32 protein-coding genes are annotated in these 25657 nt (G+C 67.8%); 16 read left to right on the top strand and 16 right to left on the bottom strand.

Annotated features, from left to right (window positions below):
- The first annotated feature begins 223 nt into the window (after positions 1-223).
- The gene (locus VF194_RS12370) at positions 224-367 is read left to right on the top strand and encodes a DUF2442 domain-containing protein (RefSeq protein ID WP_330891413.1); all 144 of its coding nucleotides are present in this window, start codon (positions 224-226) and stop codon (positions 365-367) included.
- A 66-nt stretch (positions 368-433) separates the two neighbouring features.
- Here the strand turns inward: VF194_RS12370 and VF194_RS12365 are convergent, their stop codons facing one another.
- The 10 genes from VF194_RS12365 to VF194_RS12320 form a co-directional block, all read right to left on the bottom strand.
- Positions 434-1039 (bottom strand): nicotinate-nucleotide adenylyltransferase, encoded by a 606-nt coding sequence (locus VF194_RS12365; protein ID WP_330891411.1) that lies wholly within the window; start codon positions 1037-1039, stop codon positions 434-436.
- Between the two features lie 53 nt (positions 1040-1092).
- Positions 1093-2400 carry a glutamate-5-semialdehyde dehydrogenase gene (locus VF194_RS12360; protein WP_330891408.1) on the bottom strand — a complete coding sequence of 436 codons (1308 nt, stop codon included), beginning with the start codon at positions 2398-2400 and terminating at the stop codon, positions 1093-1095.
- A gap of 11 nt (positions 2401-2411) precedes the next feature.
- Positions 2412-3530, bottom strand: coding sequence for a glutamate 5-kinase (gene proB / locus VF194_RS12355; RefSeq protein WP_330891406.1), 1119 nt, complete (start codon positions 3528-3530; stop codon positions 2412-2414).
- Complete coding sequence (obgE, locus tag VF194_RS12350; protein WP_330891404.1) at positions 3523-4554, bottom strand: GTPase ObgE; 1032 nt, start codon at positions 4552-4554, stop codon at positions 3523-3525. Before obgE ends, proB begins: the two co-directional genes overlap by 8 nt.
- A 96-nt stretch (positions 4555-4650) precedes the next feature.
- Positions 4651-4911: a 50S ribosomal protein L27 gene (rpmA, locus tag VF194_RS12345; RefSeq protein WP_330891402.1), complete on the bottom strand. Its 261-nt coding sequence runs from the start codon at positions 4909-4911 to the stop codon at positions 4651-4653.
- A 32-nt stretch (positions 4912-4943) separates the two neighbouring features.
- On the bottom strand, positions 4944-5252 hold the full coding sequence (rplU, locus tag VF194_RS12340; RefSeq protein ID WP_330891400.1) for a 50S ribosomal protein L21: 309 nt from the start codon (positions 5250-5252) through the stop codon (positions 4944-4946).
- Between the two features lie 78 nt (positions 5253-5330).
- The gene (locus tag VF194_RS12335) at positions 5331-5879 is read right to left on the bottom strand and encodes a thermonuclease family protein (RefSeq protein ID WP_330891398.1); all 549 of its coding nucleotides are present in this window, start codon (positions 5877-5879) and stop codon (positions 5331-5333) included.
- Between the two features lie 75 nt (positions 5880-5954).
- Complete coding sequence (locus VF194_RS12330; protein WP_330891397.1) at positions 5955-6827, bottom strand: nucleotidyltransferase domain-containing protein; 873 nt, start codon at positions 6825-6827, stop codon at positions 5955-5957.
- 18 nt (positions 6828-6845) lie between these two features.
- Positions 6846-7280 (bottom strand): tellurite resistance TerB family protein, encoded by a 435-nt coding sequence (locus VF194_RS12325; protein ID WP_330891395.1) that lies wholly within the window; start codon positions 7278-7280, stop codon positions 6846-6848.
- Positions 7281-7328: 48 nt separating this feature from the next.
- Entirely contained in the window at positions 7329-7505 is a 177-nt protein-coding gene (locus VF194_RS12320; protein WP_330891393.1) for a hypothetical protein, read from the bottom strand.
- Between VF194_RS12320 and VF194_RS12315 the strand changes: the two genes are divergently transcribed.
- On the top strand, positions 7492-8466 hold the full coding sequence (locus VF194_RS12315; protein ID WP_330891391.1) for an alpha/beta hydrolase: 975 nt from the start codon (positions 7492-7494) through the stop codon (positions 8464-8466). The two genes, VF194_RS12320 and VF194_RS12315, sit on opposite strands and share 14 nt — an antisense overlap.
- 23 nt (positions 8467-8489) lie before the next feature.
- On the opposite strand, the gene VF194_RS12310 is transcribed toward VF194_RS12315, so the two are convergent.
- Positions 8490-11276 (bottom strand): ATP-dependent DNA helicase, encoded by a 2787-nt coding sequence (locus VF194_RS12310; RefSeq protein ID WP_330891389.1) that lies wholly within the window; start codon positions 11274-11276, stop codon positions 8490-8492.
- A gap of 121 nt (positions 11277-11397) precedes the next feature.
- A complete protein-coding gene (locus tag VF194_RS12305; RefSeq protein ID WP_330891387.1) occupies positions 11398-12033 on the bottom strand; it encodes a helix-turn-helix transcriptional regulator in 636 nt (211 codons plus the stop codon).
- A gap of 259 nt (positions 12034-12292) precedes the next feature.
- Here VF194_RS12305 and VF194_RS12300 point away from each other — a divergent pair, with 259 nt between their 5' ends.
- From VF194_RS12300 to VF194_RS12275, 6 genes are all read left to right on the top strand, one after another.
- Entirely contained in the window at positions 12293-12658 is a 366-nt protein-coding gene (locus tag VF194_RS12300) for a hypothetical protein (protein WP_330891385.1), read from the top strand.
- 124 nt (positions 12659-12782) lie between these two features.
- Complete coding sequence (locus tag VF194_RS12295; RefSeq protein ID WP_330891383.1) at positions 12783-12986, top strand: hypothetical protein; 204 nt, start codon at positions 12783-12785, stop codon at positions 12984-12986.
- Between the two features lie 7 nt (positions 12987-12993).
- Positions 12994-13125, top strand: coding sequence for a hypothetical protein (locus VF194_RS12290; RefSeq protein ID WP_330891381.1), 132 nt, complete (start codon positions 12994-12996; stop codon positions 13123-13125).
- A complete protein-coding gene (locus VF194_RS12285) occupies positions 13101-13373 on the top strand; it encodes a 3TM-type holin (protein ID WP_330891455.1) in 273 nt (90 codons plus the stop codon). Before VF194_RS12290 ends, VF194_RS12285 begins: the two co-directional genes overlap by 25 nt.
- Positions 13370-13834, top strand: coding sequence for a DUF952 domain-containing protein (locus VF194_RS12280; RefSeq protein ID WP_330891379.1), 465 nt, complete (start codon positions 13370-13372; stop codon positions 13832-13834). The genes VF194_RS12285 and VF194_RS12280 overlap by 4 nt, the downstream gene beginning before the upstream one ends.
- Positions 13831-14907: a quinone-dependent dihydroorotate dehydrogenase gene (locus VF194_RS12275; protein ID WP_330891377.1), complete on the top strand. Its 1077-nt coding sequence runs from the start codon at positions 13831-13833 to the stop codon at positions 14905-14907. The genes VF194_RS12280 and VF194_RS12275 overlap by 4 nt, the downstream gene beginning before the upstream one ends.
- 188 nt (positions 14908-15095) lie before the next feature.
- Here the strand turns inward: VF194_RS12275 and VF194_RS12270 are convergent, their stop codons facing one another.
- On the bottom strand, positions 15096-15956 hold the full coding sequence (locus VF194_RS12270; RefSeq protein WP_330891375.1) for a fumarylacetoacetate hydrolase family protein: 861 nt from the start codon (positions 15954-15956) through the stop codon (positions 15096-15098).
- A 149-nt stretch (positions 15957-16105) separates the two neighbouring features.
- On the opposite strand from VF194_RS12270, the gene VF194_RS12265 reads away from it, so the two are divergent.
- The 8 genes from VF194_RS12265 (at position 16106) to VF194_RS12230 (ending at position 22792) form a co-directional block, all read left to right on the top strand.
- On the top strand, positions 16106-17947 hold the full coding sequence (locus tag VF194_RS12265; RefSeq protein ID WP_330891373.1) for an ABC transporter ATP-binding protein/permease: 1842 nt from the start codon (positions 16106-16108) through the stop codon (positions 17945-17947).
- A 335-nt stretch (positions 17948-18282) separates the two neighbouring features.
- Complete coding sequence (locus tag VF194_RS12260) at positions 18283-18975, top strand: phosphatidylserine decarboxylase (protein WP_330891371.1); 693 nt, start codon at positions 18283-18285, stop codon at positions 18973-18975.
- 49 nt (positions 18976-19024) lie between these two features.
- Positions 19025-19933 carry a CDP-diacylglycerol--serine O-phosphatidyltransferase gene (gene pssA, locus VF194_RS12255; RefSeq protein ID WP_330891369.1) on the top strand — a complete coding sequence of 303 codons (909 nt, stop codon included), beginning with the start codon at positions 19025-19027 and terminating at the stop codon, positions 19931-19933.
- 33 nt (positions 19934-19966) lie between these two features.
- Positions 19967-20368 carry a hypothetical protein gene (locus tag VF194_RS12250; RefSeq protein WP_330891367.1) on the top strand — a complete coding sequence of 134 codons (402 nt, stop codon included), beginning with the start codon at positions 19967-19969 and terminating at the stop codon, positions 20366-20368.
- 39 nt (positions 20369-20407) lie between these two features.
- The gene (locus VF194_RS12245; RefSeq protein WP_330891365.1) at positions 20408-20707 is read left to right on the top strand and encodes a hypothetical protein; all 300 of its coding nucleotides are present in this window, start codon (positions 20408-20410) and stop codon (positions 20705-20707) included.
- Positions 20708-20879: 172 nt separating this feature from the next.
- A complete protein-coding gene (locus VF194_RS12240) occupies positions 20880-21257 on the top strand; it encodes a hypothetical protein (protein ID WP_330891363.1) in 378 nt (125 codons plus the stop codon).
- A gap of 137 nt (positions 21258-21394) precedes the next feature.
- Positions 21395-21547, top strand: a complete 153-nt coding sequence (locus VF194_RS12235) for a hypothetical protein (protein ID WP_330891362.1) — start codon at positions 21395-21397, stop codon at positions 21545-21547.
- An 81-nt stretch (positions 21548-21628) separates the two neighbouring features.
- Positions 21629-22792 (top strand): aminotransferase class V-fold PLP-dependent enzyme, encoded by a 1164-nt coding sequence (locus VF194_RS12230; RefSeq protein ID WP_330891360.1) that lies wholly within the window; start codon positions 21629-21631, stop codon positions 22790-22792.
- Positions 22793-22929: 137 nt separating this feature from the next.
- Here the strand turns inward: VF194_RS12230 and VF194_RS12225 are convergent, their stop codons facing one another.
- From VF194_RS12225 to fabA, 3 genes are all read right to left on the bottom strand, one after another.
- A complete protein-coding gene (locus VF194_RS12225; RefSeq protein WP_330891358.1) occupies positions 22930-23766 on the bottom strand; it encodes an enoyl-ACP reductase FabI in 837 nt (278 codons plus the stop codon).
- 76 nt (positions 23767-23842) lie between these two features.
- On the bottom strand, positions 23843-25081 hold the full coding sequence (gene fabB, locus VF194_RS12220; protein WP_330891356.1) for a beta-ketoacyl-ACP synthase I: 1239 nt from the start codon (positions 25079-25081) through the stop codon (positions 23843-23845).
- Between the two features lie 5 nt (positions 25082-25086).
- Positions 25087-25617, bottom strand: coding sequence for a bifunctional 3-hydroxydecanoyl-ACP dehydratase/trans-2-decenoyl-ACP isomerase (gene fabA, locus VF194_RS12215; protein WP_330891354.1), 531 nt, complete (start codon positions 25615-25617; stop codon positions 25087-25089).
- Between the last annotated feature and the right edge of the window lie 40 nt (positions 25618-25657).

Genomic DNA, 25657 nt, shown 5'->3' with positions numbered 1-25657 from the left:
CCTGGATGCTGCCGATGGTCTTGCCGGTTATTTCGAACCTAACTTATCCTGTGAGCAGCTAGACCGGATTCTCTGACTGGAATCCAACTGACCATTATCAAAATGGATAGAGAACGTTTTTGGAAAATACGGCCGCTGATACCCGGGTCCGGACCGTGACGATAGACAGCGAAAAGCTGATCGTTGATCTGATGGATGGTCGTTCTGTTGCGGTGCCTCCGGCTTGGTATCCCGGTTGCTGGAGGCGGCTCCAGAGCAACGTAGAAACTGGGAAATCTGCGGCGGCGGCTACGGAATCCATTGGCCCGATATCGACGAGAATCTCAGCACCGAAGGCCTGCTGCGTGGCGCACCCGCGCCGGCCTAACCGGTAAACGCTATCTCGCCCGTTCCAGAAGCCCCATGGGAGCGTTCGCGGCCGGACGGCCGCGCGTCATTTTCCGTTGCTGCCGTTTTGCGCCCGCAGCGCCGTCGCGCTCAGCGGGTTGAGCTTCGATTTGAGCAACAGAAAGGCCGGCGGATCGGTGTCGACCAGATGTGCCGCCTCGTGCTGCGGCAGGCGCCAGCGCGACAGCCAGCGCGCCGCCAGGCTCTGCGGCGCGGTCAGGTGATGGCCGGGCCGGTCCAGCACGGCGATCGGCATCGCCCGCGCGATGTCGCGCCAGCGGTCCCAATGGCGGATCTGGTTCAGGTTGTCGGCGCCCATCAGCCAGACGAAGCGCATGTTCGGATAATGCCGCTTCAGCTTTTCCAGCGTGTCGGCGGTATAGCGGGTATCGAGCCGCTGCTCGATGGCGGTGACGACGATGCGCGGATGCGCGGCGACCGTCGCCGCGCCGGCCAGCCGCTCGGCCAGCGAGGCCATGCCGGCGGTTTTCTTGAGCGGATTCTGCGGACTGACCAGCCACCAGACCTGATCGAGCTTGAGCCGGTGCAGCGCGGTCAGGCTGATCTCGCGGTGCGCCGCATGGGCCGGGTTGAACGAGCCGCCCAGCAGGCCGATGCGAAGACGCTGGCGCGAACCGAAAGAAGGGATCATGGGGGATCGCGCCGTCCGTGCTGTTGGCCGTCTGTGCCGCGGGTCGGGATTTTCTAGGGCCGGATCTGACCGCTACCGTGCACGAGATACTTGAAGGTCGTCAACTGCTCGACGCCGACCGGGCCGCGGGCATGCATCTTGCCGGTGGCGATGCCGATCTCGGCGCCCATGCCGAATTCGCCGCCATCGGCGAATTGCGTCGAGGCGTTGTGCAGCAGGATCGCGCTGTCGAGTTCGTTCATGAAGCGCGCGGCATGACCCGCATCTTCGGTCAGGATCGCATCGGTATGATGCGAGCCGTAGGCCGAGATATGCCGGATCGCGGCGTCGAGATCGTCGACCACCCTGGCGGCGATGACGGCGTCGAGATATTCCGTCGCCCAGTCTTCTTCCGTCGCCGCCTTCACCCGGGCATCGGTTTTCCGCACCTCGGCATCGCCGCGCACTTCGCAGCCGGCATCGAGCAGCGCCTTCACCAGCCGCGGCAGCAGGCTCCTGGCGGCGGCGCGTTCGACCAGCAGGGTCTCGGCGGCGCCGCAGACGCCGGTGCGGCGCAGCTTGGCATTGAGCAGGACCGCCTCGGCCATGTCCGGATCGGCGCTCGCCTCGACATAGACATGGCAATTGCCTTCCAGATGCGCGAAGACCGGCACGCGGCTTTCCGCCTGCACGCGGGCGACCAGCGACTTGCCGCCGCGCGGCACGATGACGTCGAGCCATTCGGGCGCGGCCAGCATGGCGCCGACCATGGCGCGGTCGGTGGTGGGCACCAGCTGGATCGCCGCCTCGGGCAGGCCGGCGGCTTTCAGGCCCGCGACCAGGCAGGCATGGACCGCCCGGCTCGACTGAAAGCTTTCCGAGCCGCCGCGCAGGATGCAGGCATTGCCGGCCTTCAGGCATAGCCCGCCGGCATCGGCGGTCACGTTCGGGCGGCTTTCATAGATCACGCCGATCACGCCGAGCGGCGTGCGCACGCGCTGGATGCGCAAACCGTTCGGCCGCGTCCATTCCGCGATCACGCTGCCGACCGGATCGGGCAGGGCGGCGATCTCTTCCAGGCCCTGGGCGATGGCGGCGATGCGCCTGCCGTCCAGCATCAGGCGGTCGAGCATCGCCGGGGTCAGGCCCTTCGCCTTGCCGGCCGCCATGTCGGCGGCATTGGCGGCGAGGATATCCGCCTCCTGCGCGCGCAGGGCCTTGGCGGCCGCGAGCAGGGCGGCGTTCTTCTGCTGCGTCGGCGCGGTGGCGAGCGTCGCGGCGGCGGCTTTCGCCGCGCGGCCCATCGCGGCCATCAGCGCGGCGCCATCGGCTTTCGCGTCGCCGGGAATCGTTTCGCTGGATATCGTGGTGTGAGCTGTCATCGCGCGCATCCTCAACGCAGAACCAGGTCGTCGCGGTGGATCATCTCGTCGCGCCCACCGTAGCCGAGAATCTCGGCGATGTCGCCGGATTTGTGCCCGATGATGCGGCGCGCATCCTCGTCGGCATAGGCGCTCAGGCCGACGGCGATCTCGGCGCCCGCGGGATCGAGCACGCGCACCGGATCGCCGCGCTGAAACCGGCCCTCCACCGCGGTCACGCCGGCGGGCAGCAGCGAACGGCCCTGGCGCAGCGCCTTCACCGCGCCGGCATCGACGCTGAGCGCGCCCTGCGGATTGAGATGGCCGGCGATCCATTGCTTGCGTGAGGCGGCCGGCGTGGTTTCGGCCAGGAACCAGGTGCAGCGCGCGCCCGGCCGGCGGATCGCTTGCACCGGATGGGCGATCTTGCCGTTGGCGATCACCATGGCGCAGCCGGCGCCGACGGCGATCTTCGCCGCCACCAGCTTGGTCACCATGCCGCCGCGGCCAAGGCCGGAGCGCGATACGCCGGCCATCGCCTCGATCTGCGGCGTGATCCGTTCGACGACGGGAAAGAACGTCGCCTGCGGATCGATGCCGGGATCGGCCGAATAGAGCCCGTCGATATCGGACAGCAGGATCAGGCAATCGGCCGAGATCATCTGCGAGACGCGCGCCGCCAGCCGGTCGTTGTCGCCGAAGCGGATTTCGGCGGTGGCCACGGTGTCGTTCTCGTTGACCACCGGCACGACGCCGAGCCTGAGCAGCGTATGCACGGTCTCGCGCGCATTCAAGTAATGCCGGCGCGATTCCGTATCGCCCAAAGTCAGCAGCAACTGCGCCGTCTTCAGGTCGTGCCGCGCCAGCGCGTCCTGCCAGGCGGCGGACAGGCGGATCTGCCCGGCCGCTGCGGCCGCCTGGCTTTCCTCCAGCCGCAGCGACTTCGCCTTCAGCCCGAGGATGCGCCGGCCCAGCGCGATGGCGCCGGAGGAGACGACCAGCACCTCCTTGCCGTCCTTGCGCAGCGCGGCGATGTCGTCGACCAGGGCATCGAGCCAGGCGGCGCGCAGCGTGCCCCTGTCGGCATCGACCAGCAGCGACGAGCCGACCTTGACGACGACGCGCCTGGCTTTGGCAAGGGCGTCAGTCATCGGCATGCTCTTTCGTTTCGCCCTTTTCCGCCTGACGGGCGGCGGCGATCACCTCGTAGAGCCTGGCCACCACGGCAGCGACGCCGGCGCCCGAGACGCCGGACAGCGCGAAGATGGGCTTGCGCGCGGAGCGCTTCAGCCTGGCGAGCTTCTCCTTCAGTTCGTCCTCGCTCAGGGCGTCGATCTTGTTCAGGCCGATGATCTCGGGCTTCTTGTCCAGCCCGGCGCCGTAGGCCTTCAGTTCCTTGCGGATCAGCTTCCAGTTGGCGACCGGGTCTTCCGCCGTGCCGTCGACCAGATGCAGGATCACGGCGCAGCGCTCGACATGGCCGAGAAAGCGCGTGCCCAGGCCGGCGCCTTCGGCGGCACCCTCGATCAGGCCGGGCAGATCGGCGAGGACGAATTCCTTCTCCATCGTATGCACCACGCCAAGCTGCGGCTTGAGCGTGGTGAAGGGATAATCGGCGATCTTCGGCCGGGCGCGCGAGACGCGCGAGAGGAAGGTCGACTTGCCGGCATTGGGCAGGCCGACCAGGCCGGCATCGGCGATCAGCTTGAGCCGCAGCCAGATCCATTTCTCCTCGCCGGGCCAGCCGGGATCGGCGCGGCGCGGCGCGCGGTTGGTGGACGACTTGTAATGCTCGTTGCCGAAGCCGCCATCGCCGCCCTTGGCCAGCAGCACGCGCTGGCCGACCTCGGTGAGGTCGGCGATCAGCGTCTCGTTGTCCTCGGCCAGGATCTGCGTGCCCTTGGGCACGCGCAGCACGACATCCTCGGCATTGGCGCCGCTGCGCTGCCGGCCCATGCCGTGGCCGCCGCGGGCGGCGCGGAAATGCTGCTGATAGCGGTAGTCGATCAAGGTGTTCAGCCCGTCGACGCATTCGGCCCAGACATCGCCGCCCTTGCCGCCGTTGCCGCCATCGGGTCCGCCGAACTCGATGAATTTTTCGCGGCGGAAGCTGACGGCGCCGGCGCCGCCATGCCCGCTTTCGATATAGACCTTGGCCTGATCGAGGAATTTCATGCTTGTGCTGCTACTGCTTCAGAAACGAAAAAGGGGAATGGCCGGCGCCATTCCCCTTGATCGTTGTGCTTAAGCTCTCGGGAAAGGCGCGTTCGATCACGCCTCCGGCGGCAGCACCGACACGTAAGTGCGGCCCTTCTTGCCGTCGTGGAACTTCACCTTGCCGTCGGTCAGCGCGAACAGGGTATGGTCCTTGCCCAGGCCGACATTCTTGCCCGGATGCATCTTGGTGCCGCGCTGGCGGACCAGGATGTTGCCGGCGACGACGGCTTCGGAACCGAACTTCTTGACGCCGAGGCGTTTGGACTCGGAATCGCGGCCGTTGCGCGAGGAGCCGCCCGCTTTCTTGTGTGCCATGGAACTGTCTCCTTAAACTCTCAGGCAGCCGGTCAGGCCGCGATCTCCAGGATCTTCACCGCAGTATAGCGCTGGCGATGGCCGTTCTTGCGGCGCGAATTCTGCCGGCGGCGCTTCTTGAAGATGATCAGCTTCGGGCCGCGGGTCTCGCCGATCACCTCGGCCTTGACCTTGGCGCCGCCGACCGCCTTGCCGGCCTTCACGTCGCCGCCCTTGCCGACGGCCAGGACCTGGTCGAATTCGATCTTGTCGCCGGCCGCGCCGCCGACCAGCTCGACCTCGAGCACGTCGCCAGCCGCCACCTTATACTGCTTACCGCCGGTCTTGATCACTGCGAACATATTGCTTTTCCATGCAAAAAAGGCGGCAACCGGCCTTCCGGCACCACCCGAATTCCGAGGCGCGCACTATAGCCAGCGCTAGAAGGCTGTCAACCCCGGATTCCGCCCGGAACGGCCTTTGCCGCGGCCGCGCCGCCAATCCCAGGCCGGCTGGGCCTGAACCCCCTCGGCCCAGAGGCCGCGTTTGGCGATCGCGGCCTCCAGCTCGGCATCCTCGTAATCGCGGGCGTAATGCCGGTAGGCCCAGGCCATGCCGGCGCGGACCATGGCCCGGTTCAGCTCCAGGCCGCCAGCGCGGCAGACCGCCACCATGCGGCCGTAGCGGTCCCTGCCGCGCACCGCGCAGGAGACGGCATGGCGGCCGATCAGGCCGCGCAGATAGGCCGCCGCCTCCTGGCCGCAGAGCCAGGGCAGGCCGTTTTTCCTGCAATACTGCCGCTTTTCCGGCGCGTCGATGCCATGCAGGCGATAGCTGACGCCAGCGATCCTGAGGGTATCGCCATCCAGCACGGTAACGGCAGAAGCGGCCTGGGCCGGGCCGGGCAGGCCGAGACCCAGGCCGAAGCCAAGGCCAAGACCCAGACAGAGACTCAGGCAGAGAATCGGAAGCAGGGCATGCCGGCGCATGCCGTCCGACTAGCATATAAAGGTAATCAATTCATACCGATATATGCAGCCTGCCATGCTGCCGTCCCGGCGCGGTCAGACGTCGCCGCCGCGGGCCAGCGCCGCGGTTTCGCGCACCATCTGGCGCAAGCGCTCCAGGCCGTCCTCCGGATGGCCGGCGCCGATATCCTGGAACACGCTGGCGACGCCGTCGCGGAAATGCCGCGGCGCCAGCGTGAAGCCATCGGCCCGGGCGACGGCATCCTTCTCGTCGAGAAGATATTCGCCGTTCAAGGCGAACAGCACCTGGCAGAGGCTGGCGACGCTGCGAAACGCGCAGCCGGAGACATAGCAGGCATCGCCGTGGCCGAGGCTGTTTTCGGCATTGGCCAGCGCGCATTCCGCCTCCCACTGGAAGGCCTGCTCCAGCGCGGCGCGCAGCGCGCCGGGATAGGGCGCGGTCAACCGCTTCATCGCGCCGAAGGCGTTGGTCGGATCCCACAAGGCGCGGCCATGCGCCACCTCGCCCATATAGGTGCTGGAGACGAAGCCATGCGGATGGCCGGGCTGGTAATGCGTGGCGATGCGGCCCATGCAGCAATCGTCGATCGCCGCGCGCATCCTGTGCAGGTCGCGATAGAGCAGATCGACGCGCCGGCCATCGACCGAAAGCCAGCCGCCGCCATCGATCCACGGGCCCCAGCCGCCCAGCGGCGTGAGCGATGCCGGCGCATCGGCCAGCCGGGCGAGGGCCGTCTGCAGCAGGGCGGTGTCGAAGGGATGCCGCGGATCGTAATACAGGCCGATATCGCAGTCCGAATCCGGCAGGGCGGTGCCGCGGGCGCGCGATCCGCCCAGCACGATGGCGTCGATGCCGGGCAGCGGGGCCAGCGCGGCGACGATGCGTTTCAGCAGGCGGTCTTGGTTGCTGCCGCTGTTGCCGCTGCTGCCGGACGCGCCGCTGGCCATCGCCGCCGCAATCGCCGGCTACTCCGCCGCCACCAGCGCCGCCGCCGCCCGCTTGTAGCGGGCGCGGGCGCCGCGCTCGATGGCCGCGGCATGCAGACGCTCGACATCGAGTTCATGGCGCAGCATTTCGAGCCAGCGCAGTTCCTCCTGGCGGCCATGGCCATCGACGGCGACGAGGTCGCAGGCCAGCGCATAGGCCGTCTCGCGCCAGTCTTCAGGCAGCGCCTCCTTCACCAGGCCGAGCGCCGCATCGATGCCGTCCTCCTCGTCGAGCAGAGCGACGCAGTCGCCGATGGCGACGCGCATCGCGTCGGCGGAGTAATCGTAGAAGATCGGCAGATGGCCGACCGCCACATTGATGGCGTCGATCTCCGATTCCTTCAGCTTTCCGTCGGCCACGGCGGCGATCACCATGGCGTAGACGAGAGCGTTCTGTGGCGTGATGGTGGACATGGTTTCGACGACCGCTGTTTCCGCTGGCGATGGGATACCAAAGTGAAACTATGCGGGCTTGCCGGGCGGCCCGCAAGGGGGCGAGAAGGGGGCGAAAAATATCGCGCCCATACCCCGCATCGGCCATATTTTTGACAAGCCGCCGCATTTTGTTTTCTCCTTTGGCGCGGGAAACGTAAAATCGGCAAAATATAAAATCAGAAAGAGATCGATGCGCGCATTCATTCGCTATGTGATCCTGCCGGGCCTGGGCACATTGCTGCTTGTGCTCGGCGTGCTGATCGCAGCGATTGTATGGGGCACGAGCGATCCGCCACCACCCATGGCGTCGATCAACGAGCCGGTGGCGCGGCAGGATGTCAGCGCCCTGCCCGCGCCGGCCTTCATCCGCGCCCGCGACGGCACCGCGCTGGCCTATCGCGCCTATCCGGGCGCGCTCGCCCGCGCCGTCATCCTGGTGCATGGCTCGGCCTCGCAGGCCGGCAGCATGCATGCGCTGGCGCGGGCGCTGCAGGCGATGCCCGACCCGCCGAGCGTCTATGCCCTCGATATCCGCGGCCATGGCCTGAGCGGCCGGCGCGGCGATGTCGATTATGTCGGCCAGCTGGAGGACGATCTGGCCGATTTCCTCGACAGCCAGGCGATCGCGCACCCGGCGGCGCAATGGACCCTGATCGGCTTTTCCTCCGGCGGCGGCTTCGCGCTGCGCATCGCCGGCTCGGCTCTGGCGCAGCGGATTCAGCATTTCATCCTGCTGGCGCCGTATCTGAGCCATGACGCGCCGACGACGCGCAGCGAGGCCGCCGGCTGGGCGGTTCCCTATCTGCCGCGCCTGGTGGCGTTGACCCTGTTGGAGCGCGCCGGCCTGCCCTGGTTCCAGGACCTGCCGGTGCTGGCCTTCGCGCGGCACGATGCCGATGGGGCGCCCTATACCTATTCCTACCGGCTCTGGCGCAGTTTCAAGGCGCATGACGATTACGCCGCCGATTTCGCCAGGGCGCCGTCGCCGCCCGTCGTGCTGGTCGGCGGCAGGGACGAGTTGCTCGCCGCCGATGCCTTCCCGCCGCTGCTGCAGCAGCTTCGCAGCGACGCCCGCGTGCAGGTGCTGCCCGATCTGACGCATATGGACATGCTGTTCAGCGCCGAGGCGCAGCAGGCGGTGGTGCAGGCCCTGGAGGGGGAATAGGAACCGGCGCTTCGGCTGTTCGCCTATTGCCCGACGGCGATGTCGGCGCGCATCTGCGCCAGGAAACCTTGCGTTTCGGCCACCGCCTCGGCGATGCCGATGCGGCGCACCTCGACGCTGGCCGGGAAGGCGGAGAGCAGCCGCGAGGGAAGCTGCGCATCCAGCACGACGAAGACGCCGTAATCCTCCGCCCGGCGCAGCAGGCGGCCATAGGCCTGCTTCAGTTTCAGCCGCGTGAGCAGATCGTCATAGGCCTGGCCGCCGAAGGCCGCCTTGCGTGCCTTGTGCAGCAGATCCGGCCGGGGCCAGGGCACGCGGTCGAAGACGACGAGGCGCAAGCTGGCGCCCGGCACGTCGACGCCGTCGCGCATCGCATCGGTGCCGAGCAGGCAGGCATGCTCCTCGCTGCGGAAGATGTCGACCAGCGTGGCATTGTCGAGCGGATCGACATGCTGCGCATAGAGCGGCAGGCCGGCGCCGGCCAGCGGCTTGAGGATCCGCTTGTGCACGGCGCGCAGGCGGAAGATCGCGGTGAACAGGCCCAGCCCGCCGCCGCCGGCCGCCAGGAACAGCTCGCGATAGGCCGCCGCCACCTGATCCATCGCGTCGCGCCGCACGTCGGTCACCACCAGCACGCGGGTGCGCGCGGCATAGTCGAAGGGCGAGGGGAAGGCGGCATGGCGCGCCGGCTGCGGCAGATGGCGCGCGCCGGTGCGGATCTCGGCCGAGAGCCAGTCGCGCTCGGGCGCGGCATCGGCCTTCGCCGGCGCAAGATCGCGCAAGGTGGCCGACGTGATCGCCACGCCATGCGCCGGCTTGAGCACGGCGGCGGCGAAGGGCAGCATCGGATCGAGGTAATGGCGATAGAGGCCGAGATCGAAATCGCGGCCGTCGATGCGCTCCAGCGCGAACCAGTCGACGAAGGCCTCGGGGGTTTCCGTCTCGAGGTCGCGCAGCATGCTGCACCAGGCCTCCAGGGTGAGCTTGCGTCGCAGCAGGCCGCGCATGGCGCCTTCGATGCGCGCGCGGATGGCCGTCTCCAGCTCGGCGGTCTCGTCCGCCAGCATGTCGGCGAGCGCCTGGGCCAGGGTGTTCATCGGCTCGAGGATGCGCTCGATCTGCGCGGCGAAATCCTGCGCCGCATCGAGCAGGCCGGCGACCGGCTCCTTCGTCGGGCATTCCAGTCCATAGGGGCTGTCCGGCTGGGGCGCGCGGGCCAGGATCTGCTGGCGCGCGCGGCTTAGAAAACGTTCGCCGCTATTGCCCGGCGCGCCGTCCTGCAGCCGGCCGAGCCAGCCATCGGCGGGCAGCGCGCGCGCCGCCTCCACGGTGGCTTCCAGCGCCTGGCGGGCGCGCTCGTTCTCGACCACCAGGTCGCCGATGCGGTTGGCCAGGCCGCGCGCGCGGCTGCGCCGGCCGCCTTCCGGACCGCGCAGCCAGCGCCGCAGCTCGACGCCTTCCTGGCCGGTCAGATGCGCCGCGAAGGCGCTGTCGGCGGCCTCGAACAGGTGATGGCCCTCGTCGAAGACATAGCGCAGCGGCTTCTGGGCGTCGTCGTCGCCGCCGGCGCCGCTCATCGCCGCCTGGATCATCACCAGCGCATGATTGGCGATCACCATCTCGGCCTTGCGCGACTTGCGCACGGCGCGCTCGATGAAGCATTTGCGGTAATGCGGGCAGCCGGCATGGATGCATTCGCCGCGCTGGTCGGTCAGGCCGAGCGTGCGGCCGCGGCCATGCAGATCGACCGCCCAGGCGGGGAAATCGCCGCCGGCCAGATCGCCGTCGCGCGTCGCTCCGGCCCAGCGCGCGATCAGGCTGAGCGGCAGCACATCCTGCGCCCGCGCCGCGCCGCCCTGTGCGGCATCCTCCAGATTGAGCAGGCAGAGATAATTCTCCCGCCCCTTGCGGACGACGACCTTGGCCGCCTTCTCGGCCGGATCGGGAAACAGGCGGTCGAGTTCGTGATCGAGCTGGCGCTGCAGGTTCTTGGTATAGGTCGACAGCCAGACGGTGCCGCCATTCTTCTCGGCCCAGACGCTGGCCGGCGCGATATAGCCGAGCGTCTTGCCGATGCCGGTGCCGGCCTCGGCCAGCACCATCTCCGGCATGCCGATCATCTCGCGCGGCGCGAAGGCCTGCGCGGTGGCGGCGGCGTAATCGGCCTGGGCGGCGCGCATCTCCGCGCCGTTGCCGAGCAGCCGCGCCAGCCGCTCGCGCGCCTCCATCGGCGAGACGCTTTGCGTATCGGGCGGCGGCGGCGGCGCGTAATCGACCCAGTCGGGCAATTCCTGCCACACATCGAGGCCGCCGAAGCCGCCGGCGGGAATCTGCGCCAGCTCCGGGCCCAGCATGTCGAGGATATACGGCGCCCAGGGCCAGCCCGCCCTGTCGAGCGTTCGCGCCAGCCGCGCCGCGCGCTTGAGGCTGCGCGGCCTTTCCCGCGGCAATTCGGACAGCAGCGTTGCCGCCGCTTCGTGCAGATACTGCACGGCCTCCTCGTCGTCGGCGGCATCGAGCCTGACCGCCTGCAGCAGGCCATGCGGCGTCGGCAGGCAGAAGCGCGCCGGCCGCACGAAGGCGAAGAGATCGAGCAGATCGAAGGCGCCGAAGGACTGCGCCTCGACGCCGAGCCGCGCGGCGGTGGCTTTGGCATGCACCAACAGCGGCGCCGTGGCCCGCGCGCGCCGCGCCGCCGCATCGGGCGAGAGCTTCTCCACGCCGCCATTCTCGCACCACCAGGCGAAGCCGCCGCCGGCGATCAGCGCCGGCAGGCGGGCAAGGGCGGAGAGGGAGGCGGCAGCAGTCATCACCAGCAACACCTAATACCGTCATGGCCGGACCTGTCCGGGCCGTCCATGCGCAAGCGGCGCTGTGGCCGGCGCTGGCCGGGACAGGTCCGGCCGGCATGATCATAAAGACAACGAGGCGCTACTGCGATGCCCAGATGATGCGGGACATCCAGGCGATTTCCTGGATCTCGAAGCTGCGCTCGGGATGCGCCGGGTTGAACGAGCTGAGTTCGATCCGCGTCAGCGTGCGCCGCGCCAGGATCTTGCACATCACTTCGCCTTCCACCGTCTTGGCGATGACGCGGTCGCCGCGCCGCACGCTGGCGGCGGGTGAGACGATCACCAGATCGCCGTCGCGATAGACCGGCATCATGCTGTCGCCGCTGATCTCCAGCGCATAGGCATGCGAATCCTCGACTTCGGGAAACGGCAGTTTCTCCCAGCCTTCGCCGGTCGGAAAGCCGGCATTGTCGAAATAGCCGGCGGCGCCGGCCTGCGCCATGCCGATCAGCGGAATGCGGTGGCCGATCCGGGCGCCGCCGCCGTTGTTGATCAGCAGCCCGGTGAATTCCTCGACGCTGGCGCCGGTCGCCTCGATCACCTTGGAAATCGATTCCGTCGACGGCCAGCGCTGCTTGCCGTCGCGCGAGATTCTTTTGCTGCGGTTGAAGGTGGTCGGATCGAGCCCGGCCTTGCGCGCCAGACCGGACGCCGTCAGGCCGTAGCGCTCGGCCAGGCCGTCGATCGCGGCCCAGATAGCTTTATGGGTCAACATGGGAACATCGTCTTACAAAATGGATGATTTTGCCACAGGAATATTCTCTGAATACGAGCTTGACTCAAGAACGATATAGGAATATAAAGAAGGATAGGGCCAGAATACCCTATTATGTTCCTAACTGTTCCAGGCACAGAAATGCAACGCTTAGCCTTAGAATCGCGGCCGGCCGCATCCGTACCTACCTCTTTCGCAGCGGCAGGGCCGGTGGGCGCCGCTTTCGCGCCCTGCGCGGATCATCCCGGGGCATCATCCCGTGGCGGATCGTCCGGCCGCCGATCAGCCCAGCGACGGTCCCAGGGATCGCCCCGGCGCCGACCGGGCCGTCATCGTCTTCGCCGAGGAGCACCGGCTGGCCGCTCTGCGCCTGCTGAAGCCGGGCTTCCGCCATGGCCGGGCCTATCTGCGCACGCCGGAAGGCTGGATCGGCGTCGATTCCCTGCTGCACCGGCTGGAAATCCGCTGCTTTCCTGCCTGGCACCGCGCGGCCGATCTGGCGGCGCATCTGCGCCGGCTGGGCCAATGCGCTCGCCGTCGCGGTCGCGAATCCGCCGCGCCGCCTGGCGCCGCCGCTGCCGTTTTCCGGCGTCGAGACGGTCGAGCGGCTGATCGGCCTGCATGATTGGCGCATCAGAACATCACAGGAACTTTTCTCTATCTGCGGAAAATTTCCCTTGACAGTGTACGCTTCACGTTCTAACTATTGCGCCTCAGGGAACAAATGCAATCCAAGAAAGGAGCAGTCCATGGGTGGCATTTTCGCATCTCCCCCGCCGCCGCCTGCCCCGGCACCGGCGCCCCAGCCGAGCAAGGCGGATATCGCCGCCAAGGCAGCGCGCGAACGCCGGCGCCGCGCCCAGGGCGAAACGATCGCCACCTCATGGCGCGGCCTCGCCGATACGGCCCGTCCGGCGAATGCAGCGGCGCCCAAGCGCCTGCTCGGCGATTGAGGCGCAGATGGCGATGGCCCCGACGACGATGGCCCCGACGACGATGACTTCGACGACGACCGACCTCGACGGCCTGCGCCGCCGCTACAGCCGCGCCAAGCTGCAGCGCGGCGGCTGGGACGCGCTCTGGCAGAGCTGAACAGGATCGAGGCGGCGCATCGCTCGATCTTCGTCGCCGGCTGGCGTCCCGCGGTGGGCTGGATCTGCGCCTTCGCCGCCGGCTGGGCCTATATCGGCCATCCGCTTTTCGTCTGGGCGGCGGCGATCTATGCGCCCGGCCTGACGCCGCCGGCGATCGAAACCGACAACCTGATGGAACTGGTGCTCGCCATGCTCGGCATGGCCGGCCTGCGCAGCTTCGAAAAGCTCAAGGGAAGGACGAAGTGACGCTCGTCTCCGGAGGCCCGCTTCGCGGCGGTGCGGCCAGGGGCGACAGCGCCAGCGACGGCGAGAGCGGTGCGCGGTGCGCGGCTTTCTGCTATGGCATGGCCATGATCCCGCATCCCGCCATCATCTACCGCATCATCGCCAAAGCCGACTGGGCCGCGGCGCAGGCCGCCGGCGCCTTTCGCGGCACCGCGCATGATCTGCGCGACGGCTTCATCCATTTCTCCACCGCCGCCCAAGCCGCCGAGACGGCGGCCAGGCATTATGCCGGCCTCGACGATCTGCTGCTGCTCTACGTCGATACCGCAAAGCTGGCCGCCCCCCTGAAATGGGAAGCCTCGCGCAACGGCGATCTCTTCCCGCATCTTTACGGCGCGCTGCCCGCCGCCGCCGTGCAGCGCGTTGCCGCCTTGCCGCTGGACGCTGCCGGCCGCCATGTCTTTCCGGACGATATGCCATGAATCTCTACCGCTGCCTGGCCTGGCCCTTGATCCGCCAAATGGATGCCGAGCAGGCGCATCGGCTGACGCTGACCCTGCTCAAGACCGGCTGGCTGCCGCCGGCGCCGCAGGACGATCCGGTGCTGGCGACGGCATTGTTCGGCAAACGCATCCCCAATCCGGTCGGCCTCGCCGCCGGCTTCGACAAGAATGCCGAGGTGCCCGATGCCATGCTGCGGCTCGGCTTCGGCTTCGTCGAAGTGGGCGGCGTCACGCCCAGGCCGCAGCCCGGCAACCCCCGGCCGCGCATCTTCCGCCTCGAAGAGGACCGCGCGGTGATCAACCGCATGGGCTTCAACAACGCGGGGCTGGAGGCGATGGCCGCGCGGCTGGGGCGGCGCCGCAGCGATCGCCGCAGCGACCGCCCCGGCGGCATGCCCGGCGGCCTGCTCGGCGTCAATCTCGGCGCCAACAAGGACAGCGCCGACCGTCCGGGCGATTACGCCCTGTCCTATGACCGGCTCGCCGGCCTGGTCGATTTCGCCGTGGTCAATGTCTCCTCGCCGAACACGCCGGGCCTGCGCAACCTGCAGGGCCGCGAGGAACTGGCGGCCTTGCTGGCGCGGCTGCAGCCCCTGCACGAACGCCACGGCACGCCGCTGCTGGTCAAGATCGCGCCCGACCTGGCCGACGAGGATATCGACGAGATCGCGCAGGCGGCGCTGGCCTACCGGCTCGACGGCATCGTCGCCACCAACACCACGATCACCCGGCCCGGCGGCCTGAGGAGCGATCATACCGGCGAGAGCGGCGGCCTGTCCGGCGCGCCTTTGTTCGAGCGCTCGACCGCCGTGCTGCGCCGGCTCCACCGCCAGGTCGGCGGCAAGATGACCCTGATCGGCGTCGGCGGCATTGCTTCGGGCGCCGACGCCTATGCCAAGATCCGCGCCGGCGCCAATGCCGTGCAGCTCTATTCGGCGCTGGTCTATGAAGGCCCCGGCCTGATCGCGCGCATCAAGCGCGAGCTGGCCGCGCTGCTCAAGCAAGACGGCTTTCGCTCCGTCGCCGGGGCGGTGGGGGCGGATGCGGCGTGACGGGTTGCTATTGGCCGCGTTCACGAAAACCGTCGCCCCCGGCGCCAGCCGAGGGTCCATAGAACGGCTCCGTCGCGCGGAGGGTCGGGCTGGGTCCTCGCGCTGCGCGCAAGGGCGACGCATCGAAAAGCGAAAGCGCGGCGCCTTTTGCAACGCCGCGCTTCACAGGATCGAAAAGGACGGATCGCTTATGCCGCCTTGACCGGATTGCGCAGCAGGCCGACCTTGCTGATCTCGACCTCGACGACGTCGCCGTCCTTCATGTAGACCGGCGGGTTGCGCTTGGTGCCGACGCCGCCCGGCGTGCCGGTGGCGATCACGTCGCCGGGCTTGAGCGGCATCCAGGTGGTGACGTATTTGATGATCTTGCGGATGTTGAAGGTCATCAGGTCGGTGCCGGATTTCTGCATCACCTGGCCGTTCAGCCGGGTCTCCAGCATCAGATCCTGCGGATCGGGGATTTCCTCGGCGGTCACCATCCAGGGGCCGAAGCCGCCGGTGGCGACGAAATTCTTGCCCGGGGTGAACTGGCTGGTATGGGTCTGCCAGTCGCGCACCGAGCCGTCCATGTAGCAGCTATAGCCGGCGATGATGCCGAGCGCCTCGTTCTCCGACAGCTTGTAGCCTTCCTTGCCGATGATGACGGCGAGTTCGCCCTCGTAGTCGAGCTTGTCGGATTCGGCCGGCTTGATCACCGGCTGGCCATGCGCGACCTGGCTTTCCGCGAAGCGCACGAAGATGGTCGGATGGCCCGGCGGCTCGCGGCCCATTTCGCGGCGGTGCTCGTCGTAGTTCACGCCGACGCAGACGATCTTGCCCGGATTGGGCACCACCGGCAGCAGGGTCGTGCCGTCCAGCTTCACGTCGGCGGCGGCGCCCTGGGCGGCCGCCTCGACTTCCTTCAGCGCGCCGGCCTTGAGCACGGCGACCAGATCGGGATATTTGGCGCCCAGCCTGGCGCCGACATCGACGATCCCCCGGTCATTGTCGGGGCCTGCGACCACGCCATAAGAGCTCTTGCCATTGCGGACGAAGCTCACCACTTTCATCGGACTGCTCCCTCGCCGAGTTGGGGAAAATAGTTTGGGGGGCAAACAATACCCGGAAACATATACGCTGCGCCATGCCCCTGATCAAGGCCGCAGCGACATCGTCCAGCGTACCGATTTCCCAGCCCTCTGACCACGACCAGCCCGTCATGACCCGCTTGAAAAATCCTGTTGCCGGCTTGCTGTTTTCTCGACTCTGGCCGGCCGCACGCCTGGACCTGCGCCTGCGGGTGCTGCTCGCCTTCGCCTTCCTGGTCGCCGCCAAGCTGGTCAATGTCGGCGTGCCGTATCTCTACAAGCGCGCCATCGACATGCTGCAGCACGGCATCACCGGCGGCGAACTGGCGATAGGCGCCGTGCTCGGGCTGGTCTTCGCCTACGGCGTCGCCCGCATCGGCGCGCAGGGATTCGGGGAAATCCGCGACGCGGTCTTCGCCAAGGTGGCGCAATCGGCGATCCGCACGCTGGCGCTCGACGTCTTCGACCACCTGCATGCGCTGTCGCTGCGCTTCCATCTCGAACGCCAGACCGGCGGCCTGAGCCGGGTCATCGAACGCGGCACCAAGGGCATCGAGTTCGTGCTGCGCTTCATGACCTTCAACATCCTGCCGACGCTGGTCGAGATCACCATGGTCGGCGGCATCCTGTGGTGGCTCTACGGCTGGACCTTCGCGCTGATCACCGTGGCCACCATCGCCGGCTACATCGCCTTCACCCTGCTGTTCACCGAATGGCGCACCAAATACCGCCGCCAGATGAACGAGGAGGACCAGCGCGCCAATACCCGCGCGATCGACAGCCTGCTCAATTACGAGACGGTGAAGTATTTCACCAACGAGGCGCACGAGGCGCGGCGCTACGACGAGGCGATGGAGCGCTACGAGCGCGCCGCGGTGAAAAGCCAGACTACGCTCGCCATGCTCAATCTCGGCCAGGGCGTCATCATCGCCATCGGCCTGATCGCGGTGATGAGCCTTGCCGTGCTGGGCGTGCGCGACGGCACGATGACGCTGGGCGATCTGGTGATGGTCAACACCTACCTGATCCAGCTCTACATGCCGCTCAACTTCCTCGGCTTCGCCTATCGCGAAATCCGCCAGGGCCTGATCGACATGGAGCAGATGTTCAAGCTGCTCGACGTGCCCGAGGAAGTGCAGGACAGGCCCGGCGCGCCGGCGCTCGCCGTCGAGCGCGGCGAGGTGGTGCTCGACGCGGTGCGCTTCGCCTACGATCCGCGCCGCGAAATCCTCAAGGGCGTCAGCTTCCGCATCGCGCCGGGCGAGAAGGTGGCGGTGGTCGGCGCTTCGGGCGCCGGCAAGTCGACCATCTCGCGCCTGCTTTACCGCTTCTACGACGTCACCGGCGGCGCGATCCGCATCGACGGCCAGGACATCCGCGAGGTCAACCAGCTCAGCCTGCGCCGCGCCATCGGCATCGTGCCGCAGGATACCGTGCTGTTCAACGACACCATCGCCTACAATATCCGCTACGGCCGGGTCGACGCCTCGGAAGCGGAGGTGGCCGAAGCCGCGCGCATGGCGCAGCTCGATCATCTGATCGCGCGGCTGCCGGACGGCATGCTGACCATGGTGGGCGAACGCGGCCTGAAGCTCTCCGGCGGCGAGAAGCAGCGCGTGGCGATTGCCCGCGCCCTGCTCAAGCGGCCGAAGATCATGGTGTTCGACGAGGCGACCTCGGCGCTGGATACCCATACCGAGCGCGAAATCCAGGATGCGCTCGGCCGCGCCGCCGAAGGCTGCACGACCCTGGTGATCGCGCACCGGCTCTCCACCGTGGTCGATGCCGACGAGATCATCGTGCTCGACGACGGCCGCATCGCCGAGCGCGGCCGCCATCACGACCTGCTGGCGCAGAACGGCCTCTATGCCGCGCTGTGGCGCAAGCAGCAGGAGGCGCGCGAGGCCGGCGAGGAGATCGCGCCTGCCGCGCGGCCCAATGCCGCGCCGCTGCCGACGATCGAGGCGGAGTGAGGCAACTCGTTCGCATTATTGATCTCTGGGGCTGATGGCGCGGTGGGCCAAAAAGAACTCGCGAATGGCCGGCCAGGTGAGTGTCCGGGTTCGGCCATGACGAGGAGAGCGTGTCATCCCGGCGCGCGCGGCGCTGGACGGGCGCCGCTTGACCGGGGTGACGGTTCCGGAAAATCGTCATCCTGGACCCATTCCGGCGAAGCGCGGCTGCGGGACAGTCCAGGCCGGGATGGCGGTTTCCGAACGGTATCCGCCACCCCTTTAACCGCCGGCCGATAATCACTAGATTAGCGCGGCATTTTTCTTCTCCCGTTTCTTCTTGGGGCGCATGCTCGATGGACACGATCCGTTCTGTTCTGGTGCCGATCCACCGCGAAGGCTGGAAATTCATCGCCATCTTCGCGGTCGCGACCTTGGTGCTGTTCTGGATCGCCACGCCGCTCGGCTGGATCGGCGTGGTGCTGACCTGTTGGTGCGCCTATTTCTTCCGCGACCCGGACCGCGTCACGCCCCTGCGCGAGGGCCTCTTGATCTCGCCGGCCGACGGCGTGGTGCAGATGATCGAGCGCGCCGTGCCGCCGGAAGAGCTCGGCATGGGCGTCGATCCGCGCCTGCGCATCTCGATCTTCATGAATGTCTTCGACGTGCATGTGAACCGCAGCCCGGTGGACGGTGTTGTCACCGCGATGGCCTATCGCCCGGGCAGCTTCGTCAACGCCGCTCTGGACAAGGCGAGCGTCGACAACGAGCGCCAGGCGCTCAGGATCAGGCTGGCCAACGGCAAGGAGATCGCCGTGGTGCAGATCGCCGGGCTGGTGGCGCGGCGCATCCTGTGCGACGTGAAGGAAGGCCAGGCGCTGAAGGCGGGCGAGCGTTTCGGCATGATCCGCTTCGGCAGCCGCGTCGACGTCTATCTCGACGACGGCATGGTGCCGCTGGCCGTGGTCGGCCAGCGCGCGGTGGCCGGCGAGACCGTGATCGCCGAGGACAATGCCAGCGAACAGCCGCGCCTGGGCGAGGTGCGCTAGCGGCGCCGGGCGATCGGCGGACGCGCGCCGGAGCGGGAGAGTAGAAGCGATGCGCAAGCAGGACGACGACATGCCGCTGAAGCTGATCATCCCGCCGCAGCGGCTCGGCAAGATGCCGCTGAACACGCTGGCGCCGAACATCCTCACCATCATCGCGCTCTGCGCCGGCCTGACCGCGATCCGCTTCGCCCTGCTCGAGCAGTGGAAATTCGCCGTCGGCGCGATCGCCGTCGCCGCCCTGTTCGATGCGCTGGACGGCCGCGTCGCGCGGCTGCTCAAGGGCGCCTCGAAATTCGGCGCCGAACTCGATTCGCTGTCCGACTTCCTGTCCTTCGGCGTCGCGCCGGCGATCGTGCTGTATTTCTGGACGCTGAACGATCTCGGCCACGGCAATACCGGCTGGCTGGTGGTGCTGGCCTTCTCGGTCTGCACGGCCTTGCGGCTGGCGCGCTTCAACACCGCGCTGGACGATCCCGACAAGCCGGTCTGGACCGGCAGCTTCTTCACGGGCGTGCCGGCGCCGGCCGGCGCGGGTCTGGCGCTGCTTTTTTTGATCGTTAGCCTGGAGATCGACAGCGAATTTTTCCGCTCGCCCGCCCTGAACGCGATCTGGCTCCTGCTGGTCGGCGGCCTGATGATCAGCCGCATCCCGACCTTCTCGTTCAAGCGCGTCCGCGTCGGGCGCGAATATGTCGGCGTCATCCTGCTGGCCACCGGCCTCGTGGTCGCCGGCCTTCTGAACCAGCCCTGGTATACCCTGGCGGCGATCCTGCTGGCCTATCTGGTCTCGATCCCCTTCTCCTTCCGCGCGCATGAGCGGCTGCGCCGCGGCGACCGCGCCCACAAGAATACGGCGGAGAGTACGGCGGCGAGCGCGACGGACGCCGGCGGCGAAACGCAGAAGAGCGAACAGGCGGGCGGGCAGACCGGCGAGCCGCCGCGCACCACGCTGCATTGAACGCGCTGCACTGAATCATGCTGCCGGGCCTCAATGGCTGCGGCGCTTCTGCTCTTCCAGCCTGGCTTTCAGCTTGCTGACATAGGCGCCGCCATCCTTCTTCTGCGCCAGGAACAGCTCGATGGCGAGCTGGGCGCGGTCCTGGTCGGTGGCCGGCGGGCCCTTTTGCGCCAGCTTCTCGGCGATGCGCAGGACTTGCGGATTGAGCCGTGCACGGATGGTTTTGATCTGCCGGGCGAGCTGGGCGCGCAGCCGCAGCGATTCGCTCTCCGTCTTGGCCGGGCCGGTATAGCGCCGGGTGGGGGCGGGCGGCGCAGCCGCCGGGGCGGTGCCGAACAGCCGCTGCAGCAGGCCGGGTTTTCGACCGGAACGGGCCAGGGGACGCCTCCAGGAGCGAGAGAAACGGATTCGATGCTACCTGCGACGGAAAAATAAGAGGTTGTCAAGCCTTTCCAACGTCACTACATGTAAAATATGAGCTTGTTCATCCCACCGGTCACCGTCCTGCCGCAGCCGCAGGCCGCCAACCCGGCGCAGGGCCTGGCCCAGCAGGCGCCCAGCGCCGCGCAGGCCGCCGCCGCCGTGACGGCGGTGCCGGTGCGGACCGAGACCGCCATGGCGACCAGCGCCAGCGGCAATTCCGGCGGCTCCGACAAGGCCAAGAAGCGCCGCGACAAGGACGCCGATTCCGGCGCCGCCGCCACCGACGCCAAGACCGGCCGGGCTGGCGCGCGGCCGCGCGGCATGGGCCGCAACGCCGATCTCAGCGTCTGACCGGCATCTTACCGGCGCCTGAACACCCGGACTGCAAAACGCCACCTGCCCCAGGGCTTCGGGGCGGGCTTTGCGGCAGGGCTTCGCGGCAGGGTCACGCCCGGATCACAACCGGCGCCGCCCCGTTCGGCTAGCGTCGCTGCCGGTCGCCGCGCCCCACAGGAGCCGCCTTGTGAACCATCTCGCCTGTCAGTTTTTCCGCCGCGCCGGGCAGCGCGCCCATGGCCTGCCGACCATCGCGTCGGGGGGCAAGATCTTTTTCGCCCGCGATGTGCAGCCGCTGGTGCTGGCGGCCTGCCGCGCGCATGAGATCGGCTTCGACCTGCTGGCGCTGCGCTGCAATCTGCCGCGCCCGGCCCTGGCGCTGATCCTGCGCGGGCATGATCCCATCGCGCCCGGGCTGCTGCGCCTGATCGACGATTTCGTCGCCCGCGCGCAGGCCGAGGCAGCCTTGCGACGCCGCCGAGGGAGAAGCGGCCAGGGCAGTGGTCAGGGCCGGGGCCAGGGCAGGGGCGAGGGCCGCGGCGAAGGTCTGGCCGGCGCGGCTTGACGCCGGGCCGCCGCCGGCTGTCCCCGGTCGTTACCGGCCGCCGGAAAATTTCGCGGTTTGGCGCCTCAGATTTTGTTAACCAAACCGCCTGCAAGCTCCACCCCGCCATGAGTGATTCGCCTGAGGGGGAAAAGGATATGCCGGGCCGTATTCGGCATCTGCGCGCTATTCTCGCGTCGATCAACGAACAATTGCAGCAAGACGATCTCAAGCCCGACGCGCGCGCCTATCTGGAACGCACCGCCGATGCCTGCCGTAACGCCATCCGCGACCTCGCGGCGCGGCTGTAGCGATCGATCCCGGCAGCGGAAAATTGTCCCGGTCCATTCGAAAGGCTGTCATCGCCGGCCGCCGCCGCTAAGCTTGCGGGGATGGCCGCACCGAAACTCCTTCCCAGCCAGCGCGCGCTGTTCGACATCCCGGACGACGTCGCCTATCTGAACTGCGCCTATATGTCGCCGCTCAGCCGCGCGGCGGTGGCCGCCGGCGAGGCCGGCCTGCGGCGCAAGGCGCAGCCCTGGCAGGTCCTGCCGCAGGATTTCTTCACCGAGTCGGAAGCGGTGCGGGCGCTGTTCGCCCGGCTGATCAATGCCGGCGCCGAGGATATCGCCCTCATCCCGGCCGCCTCCTACGGCATGGCCGTCGCCGTTCATGCCCTGCCGCTGCGGGCCGGGCAGAGCGTGCTGACGCTGGCCGAGCAGTTTCCCTCCAACGTCTATCCCTGGATGGAAGCGGCACGCGCGGCCGATGCGGCGCATGTCAGCGTGCCGCGGCCGTCCGACGACGACTGGACCTCGGCCGTGCTGGCGCGCATCGACAGCCGCACCGCCATCGTCGCCCTGCCGCATTGCCACTGGACCGATGGCGGGCTGCTCGATCTCGCCGCCATCCGCGCCGCCTGCAATGCCGTCGGCGCCGCGCTCTGCGTCGACGCGACGCAATCGCTCGGCGCGCTGCCCTTCGACGCGGCCGCGATCGATCCCGATTTCCTCGTCGCCGGCGGCTATAAATGGCTGATGGGGCCGTATTCGTACGGCTATCTCTATGTGGCGAAGCGCTGGCAGCAGGCCATGCCGCTCGAGCAGAACTGGATCGCGCGCAAGGCGTCGGAGAATTTCGCCGGCCTGGTCGATTACCAGGGCGAATACCAGCCCGGCGCGCGGCGCTTCGATGTCGGCGAGCGCAGCAACTTCGCGCTTGCGCCGGCCGCCAAGGCGGCCTTGCAGACGCTGCTCGACTGGGGCGTGGAAAACATCCAGGCGACGCTGGCCGCGCGCAATCTCGACATCGCCGCGCGCGCGAAGGCCGAGCTGGGCCTGGACAGCGCGCCGCCGGCGAAACGCGCCGGGCATTTCCTCGGCCTGCGCTTTGCCGCCGCCGTGCCGGCGGATCTGCCGGCCAGGCTCGCCGCCGAGAGGGTTTACGTCTCGGTGCGCGGCAAGTCGATGCGCGTCACGCCGCATGTCTATAACACCGATCAGGATGTCGAACGCTTCTTCGCCGTGCTGCAGGCGGCGCTGCCCCGCCAGGCATGACGAATTTCAAAATCAAAAATCGTCACCCTTGCGCGCAGCGCGAGGGTCCATGCGGCGGTTCGGCTGTGCGGAGGGTCGGGATGGATGCTCGGCGCTGACGCGCCAGGCATGACGAATTTTTATGAAAGAGAGCGCGGTCAGCCTTCGCCGTTGCCGTTGCCATTCCCGCCGCCGTTGAGGTCGGCCGGGTTGGGCATGCCGAGCACATGGAAGCCGCTATCGACATGGATCACCTCGCCGGTGACGCCCGAGCCGCAATCGGAGAGCAGGAATAGCGCGGCGCCGCCGACCTCGTCCAGCGTGGCGTTGCGGCGCAGCGGCGCATGGGTCGCGGTGAACTTGAAGGTGGCGCGCGCCGAGCCGATCGCCGAGCCGGCCAAAGTCCGCATCGGGCCGGGCGAGATGGCGTTGACGCGGATATTCTGCGGGCCGAGATCGACGGCGAGATAGCGCACGCTGGCCTCCAGCGCGGCCTTGGCGACGCCCATGACGTTGTAGTTCGGCATCACCCGCGTCGAGCCTTCGTAGGTGAGCGTCACCAGCGATCCGCCATCCTTCATATAGGGCATGGCGAGCCGCGCCACCTCGGTGAAGGAATAGCAGGAGATCGACAGCGAGCGGGCGAAGTTGCTCTTGGTCGTGTTCAGATAGCGGCCCTTGAGCTCTTCCTTGTCGGAATAGGCGATCGCATGGACGACGAAATCGAAGCTGCCGCCGAAGGCCTTGCCGACCGCATCGAAGGCGGCATGCATGCTGGTCTCGTCCTCGACGTCGCAGGGCACGACGGCCTTCGCATTGACGCTTTCGGCCAGCGGCCGCACGCGGCGGTCGAAGCCGAGTCCCTGATAGGTGAAGGCAAGGTCGGCGCCATGGGCGGCGAGCGTGCGCGCGATGCCCCAGGCAATCGAATGATCGTTGGCGACGCCCATGATCAGGCCGCGCTTGCCCTGCATCAACGCATGCGTATTGGTCATAATCGGAGTCCGGAAGAAATGGGTTCGGGTTCGTAACGGGTCTGACGGAGTTCGGAAAAAGCTGGCCCGACTGCGGCTAGGCGTCGTAGCGCTGGAAGATCAAGGTGGCGTTGGTGCCGCCGAAACCGAAGGAATTCGACATCACGCGGTTCAGCGTCACATTGTCCTTGCGTGCGCGGACGATCGGAAAGCCTTCGGCGCCGGGATCGAGGTTGTCGATATTGGCCGACGCGGCGAGGAAGCCGTCGCGCATCATCAGCAGCGAATAGATCGCCTCGTGCACGCCGGCGGCGCCGAGCGAATGGCCGGTCAGCGACTTGGTCGAGCTGATCGCCGGCAGTTCCTCGCCGAACACCTCCCTGATCGCGTTCAGCTCGGTGATGTCGCCGGCCGGCGTCGAGGTGCCGTGCGTGTTGATGTAGTCGATCGGCGCGTTGTGGCCCGGCGCCAGCCGCCCGGCATCGTTCAGCGCCAGCTTCATGCAGCGCGCGCCGCCCTCGCCCGAGGGGGCGACCATGTCGTAGCCGTCCGAGGTGGCGCCGTAGCCGACCAACTCGGCATAGATTTTGGCGCCGCGCGCCTTGGCATGTTCGAGCTCTTCCAGCACGAGGATGCCGCCGCCGCCGGCGATCACGAAGCCGTCGCGGTCCCGGTCGTAGGGGCGCGAGGCCTTTTCCGGCGTGGCGTTGAAGGCCGAGCTCATCGCCGGCATGGCGTCGAACAGCACGCTCAAGGTCCAGTCCAGTTCCTCGCCGCCGCCGGCGAAGACGACGTCCTGCTTGCCCATCTGGATCAGTTCGGCGGCATTGCCGATGCAATGCGCCGAGGTGGCGCAGGCCGACGAGATCGAATAGTTGACGCCCTTGATCTTGAAGGCGGTGGACAGCACCGCCGAGCAGGTCGAGGACATCACGCGCGGCACCATGAAGGGGCCGATCTTCTTGGGGCCCTTCTCGCGGGTGATGTCGGCGGCCTGCACCAGGTTGCGGGTCGAGGCGCCGCCGGAGCCGACGATCAGCCCGGTGCGCTCGTTGACGACGTCGTTCCCGTCCAGGCCGGAATCGGCGATCGCCTGCTCCATCGCCAGATAGGCATAGGCCGCGCCGTCGCCCATGAAGCGCCGCTGGCGGCGGTCGATCGCCGCATCGAGGTCGATCTTCACCGTGCCGTGCACCTGGCAGCGGAAGCCGAGCCTGGCGTAATCCTCGGCGAAGACGATGCCGGAGCGTCCGGCCTTCAGGCTGTCTGCAACCTCGTCCGCGTTGTTGCCGATGGAAGAGGTGATACCGAGGCCGGTGACGACGACACGACGCATATTGCTCAGGCTCCTGCTCCGGCGGGGGCCATGCCGTCGGGGAATACGCCGACCCGCATGTCCTTGCATTCATAGGCCGGTTTGCCATCGATGAACATGGTGCCGTCGGCGACCGCGATGCCGAATTTGCGCATCAGCACCTTCTTGATGTCGATATGGAAGGTGATCTTCTTCGCCTTCGGCGTGACCATGTCGGAGAACTTGACCTCGCCGACGCTGAGCGCGCGGCCGCGGCCCGGCGCCTTCATCCAGCCGAGGAAGAAGCCGACCAGCTGCCACATGGCGTCCAGGCCGAGGCAGCCCGGCATCACCGGATCGCTTTCGAAATGGCAGGGGAAGAACCACAGGTTGGGCTTGATGTCGAGCTCGGCTTCGATCTCGCCCTTGCCGTATTTGCCGCCCTGATCGGCGATCTTGAGAATCCGGTCGAGCATCAGCATGGGCGGCAGCGGCAGGCGGGCATTGCCCTCGCCGAACAGCTTGCCATGCGCGCAAGCCAGCAGATCTTCGTAAGTGTAACTCGACTTCCGTTCCACGTGCGGAACCCTCAACCCCGATGTTGCGCCAGGAATGACG

The sequence above is a fragment of the Ferrovibrio sp. genome, assembly GCF_036381655.1.
Classification (GTDB): Bacteria; Pseudomonadota; Alphaproteobacteria; order Ferrovibrionales; family Ferrovibrionaceae; genus Ferrovibrio.
The sequence above is the reverse complement of the archived record's forward strand: the minus strand, read 5'-3'. Positions and strand labels throughout refer to the sequence as shown.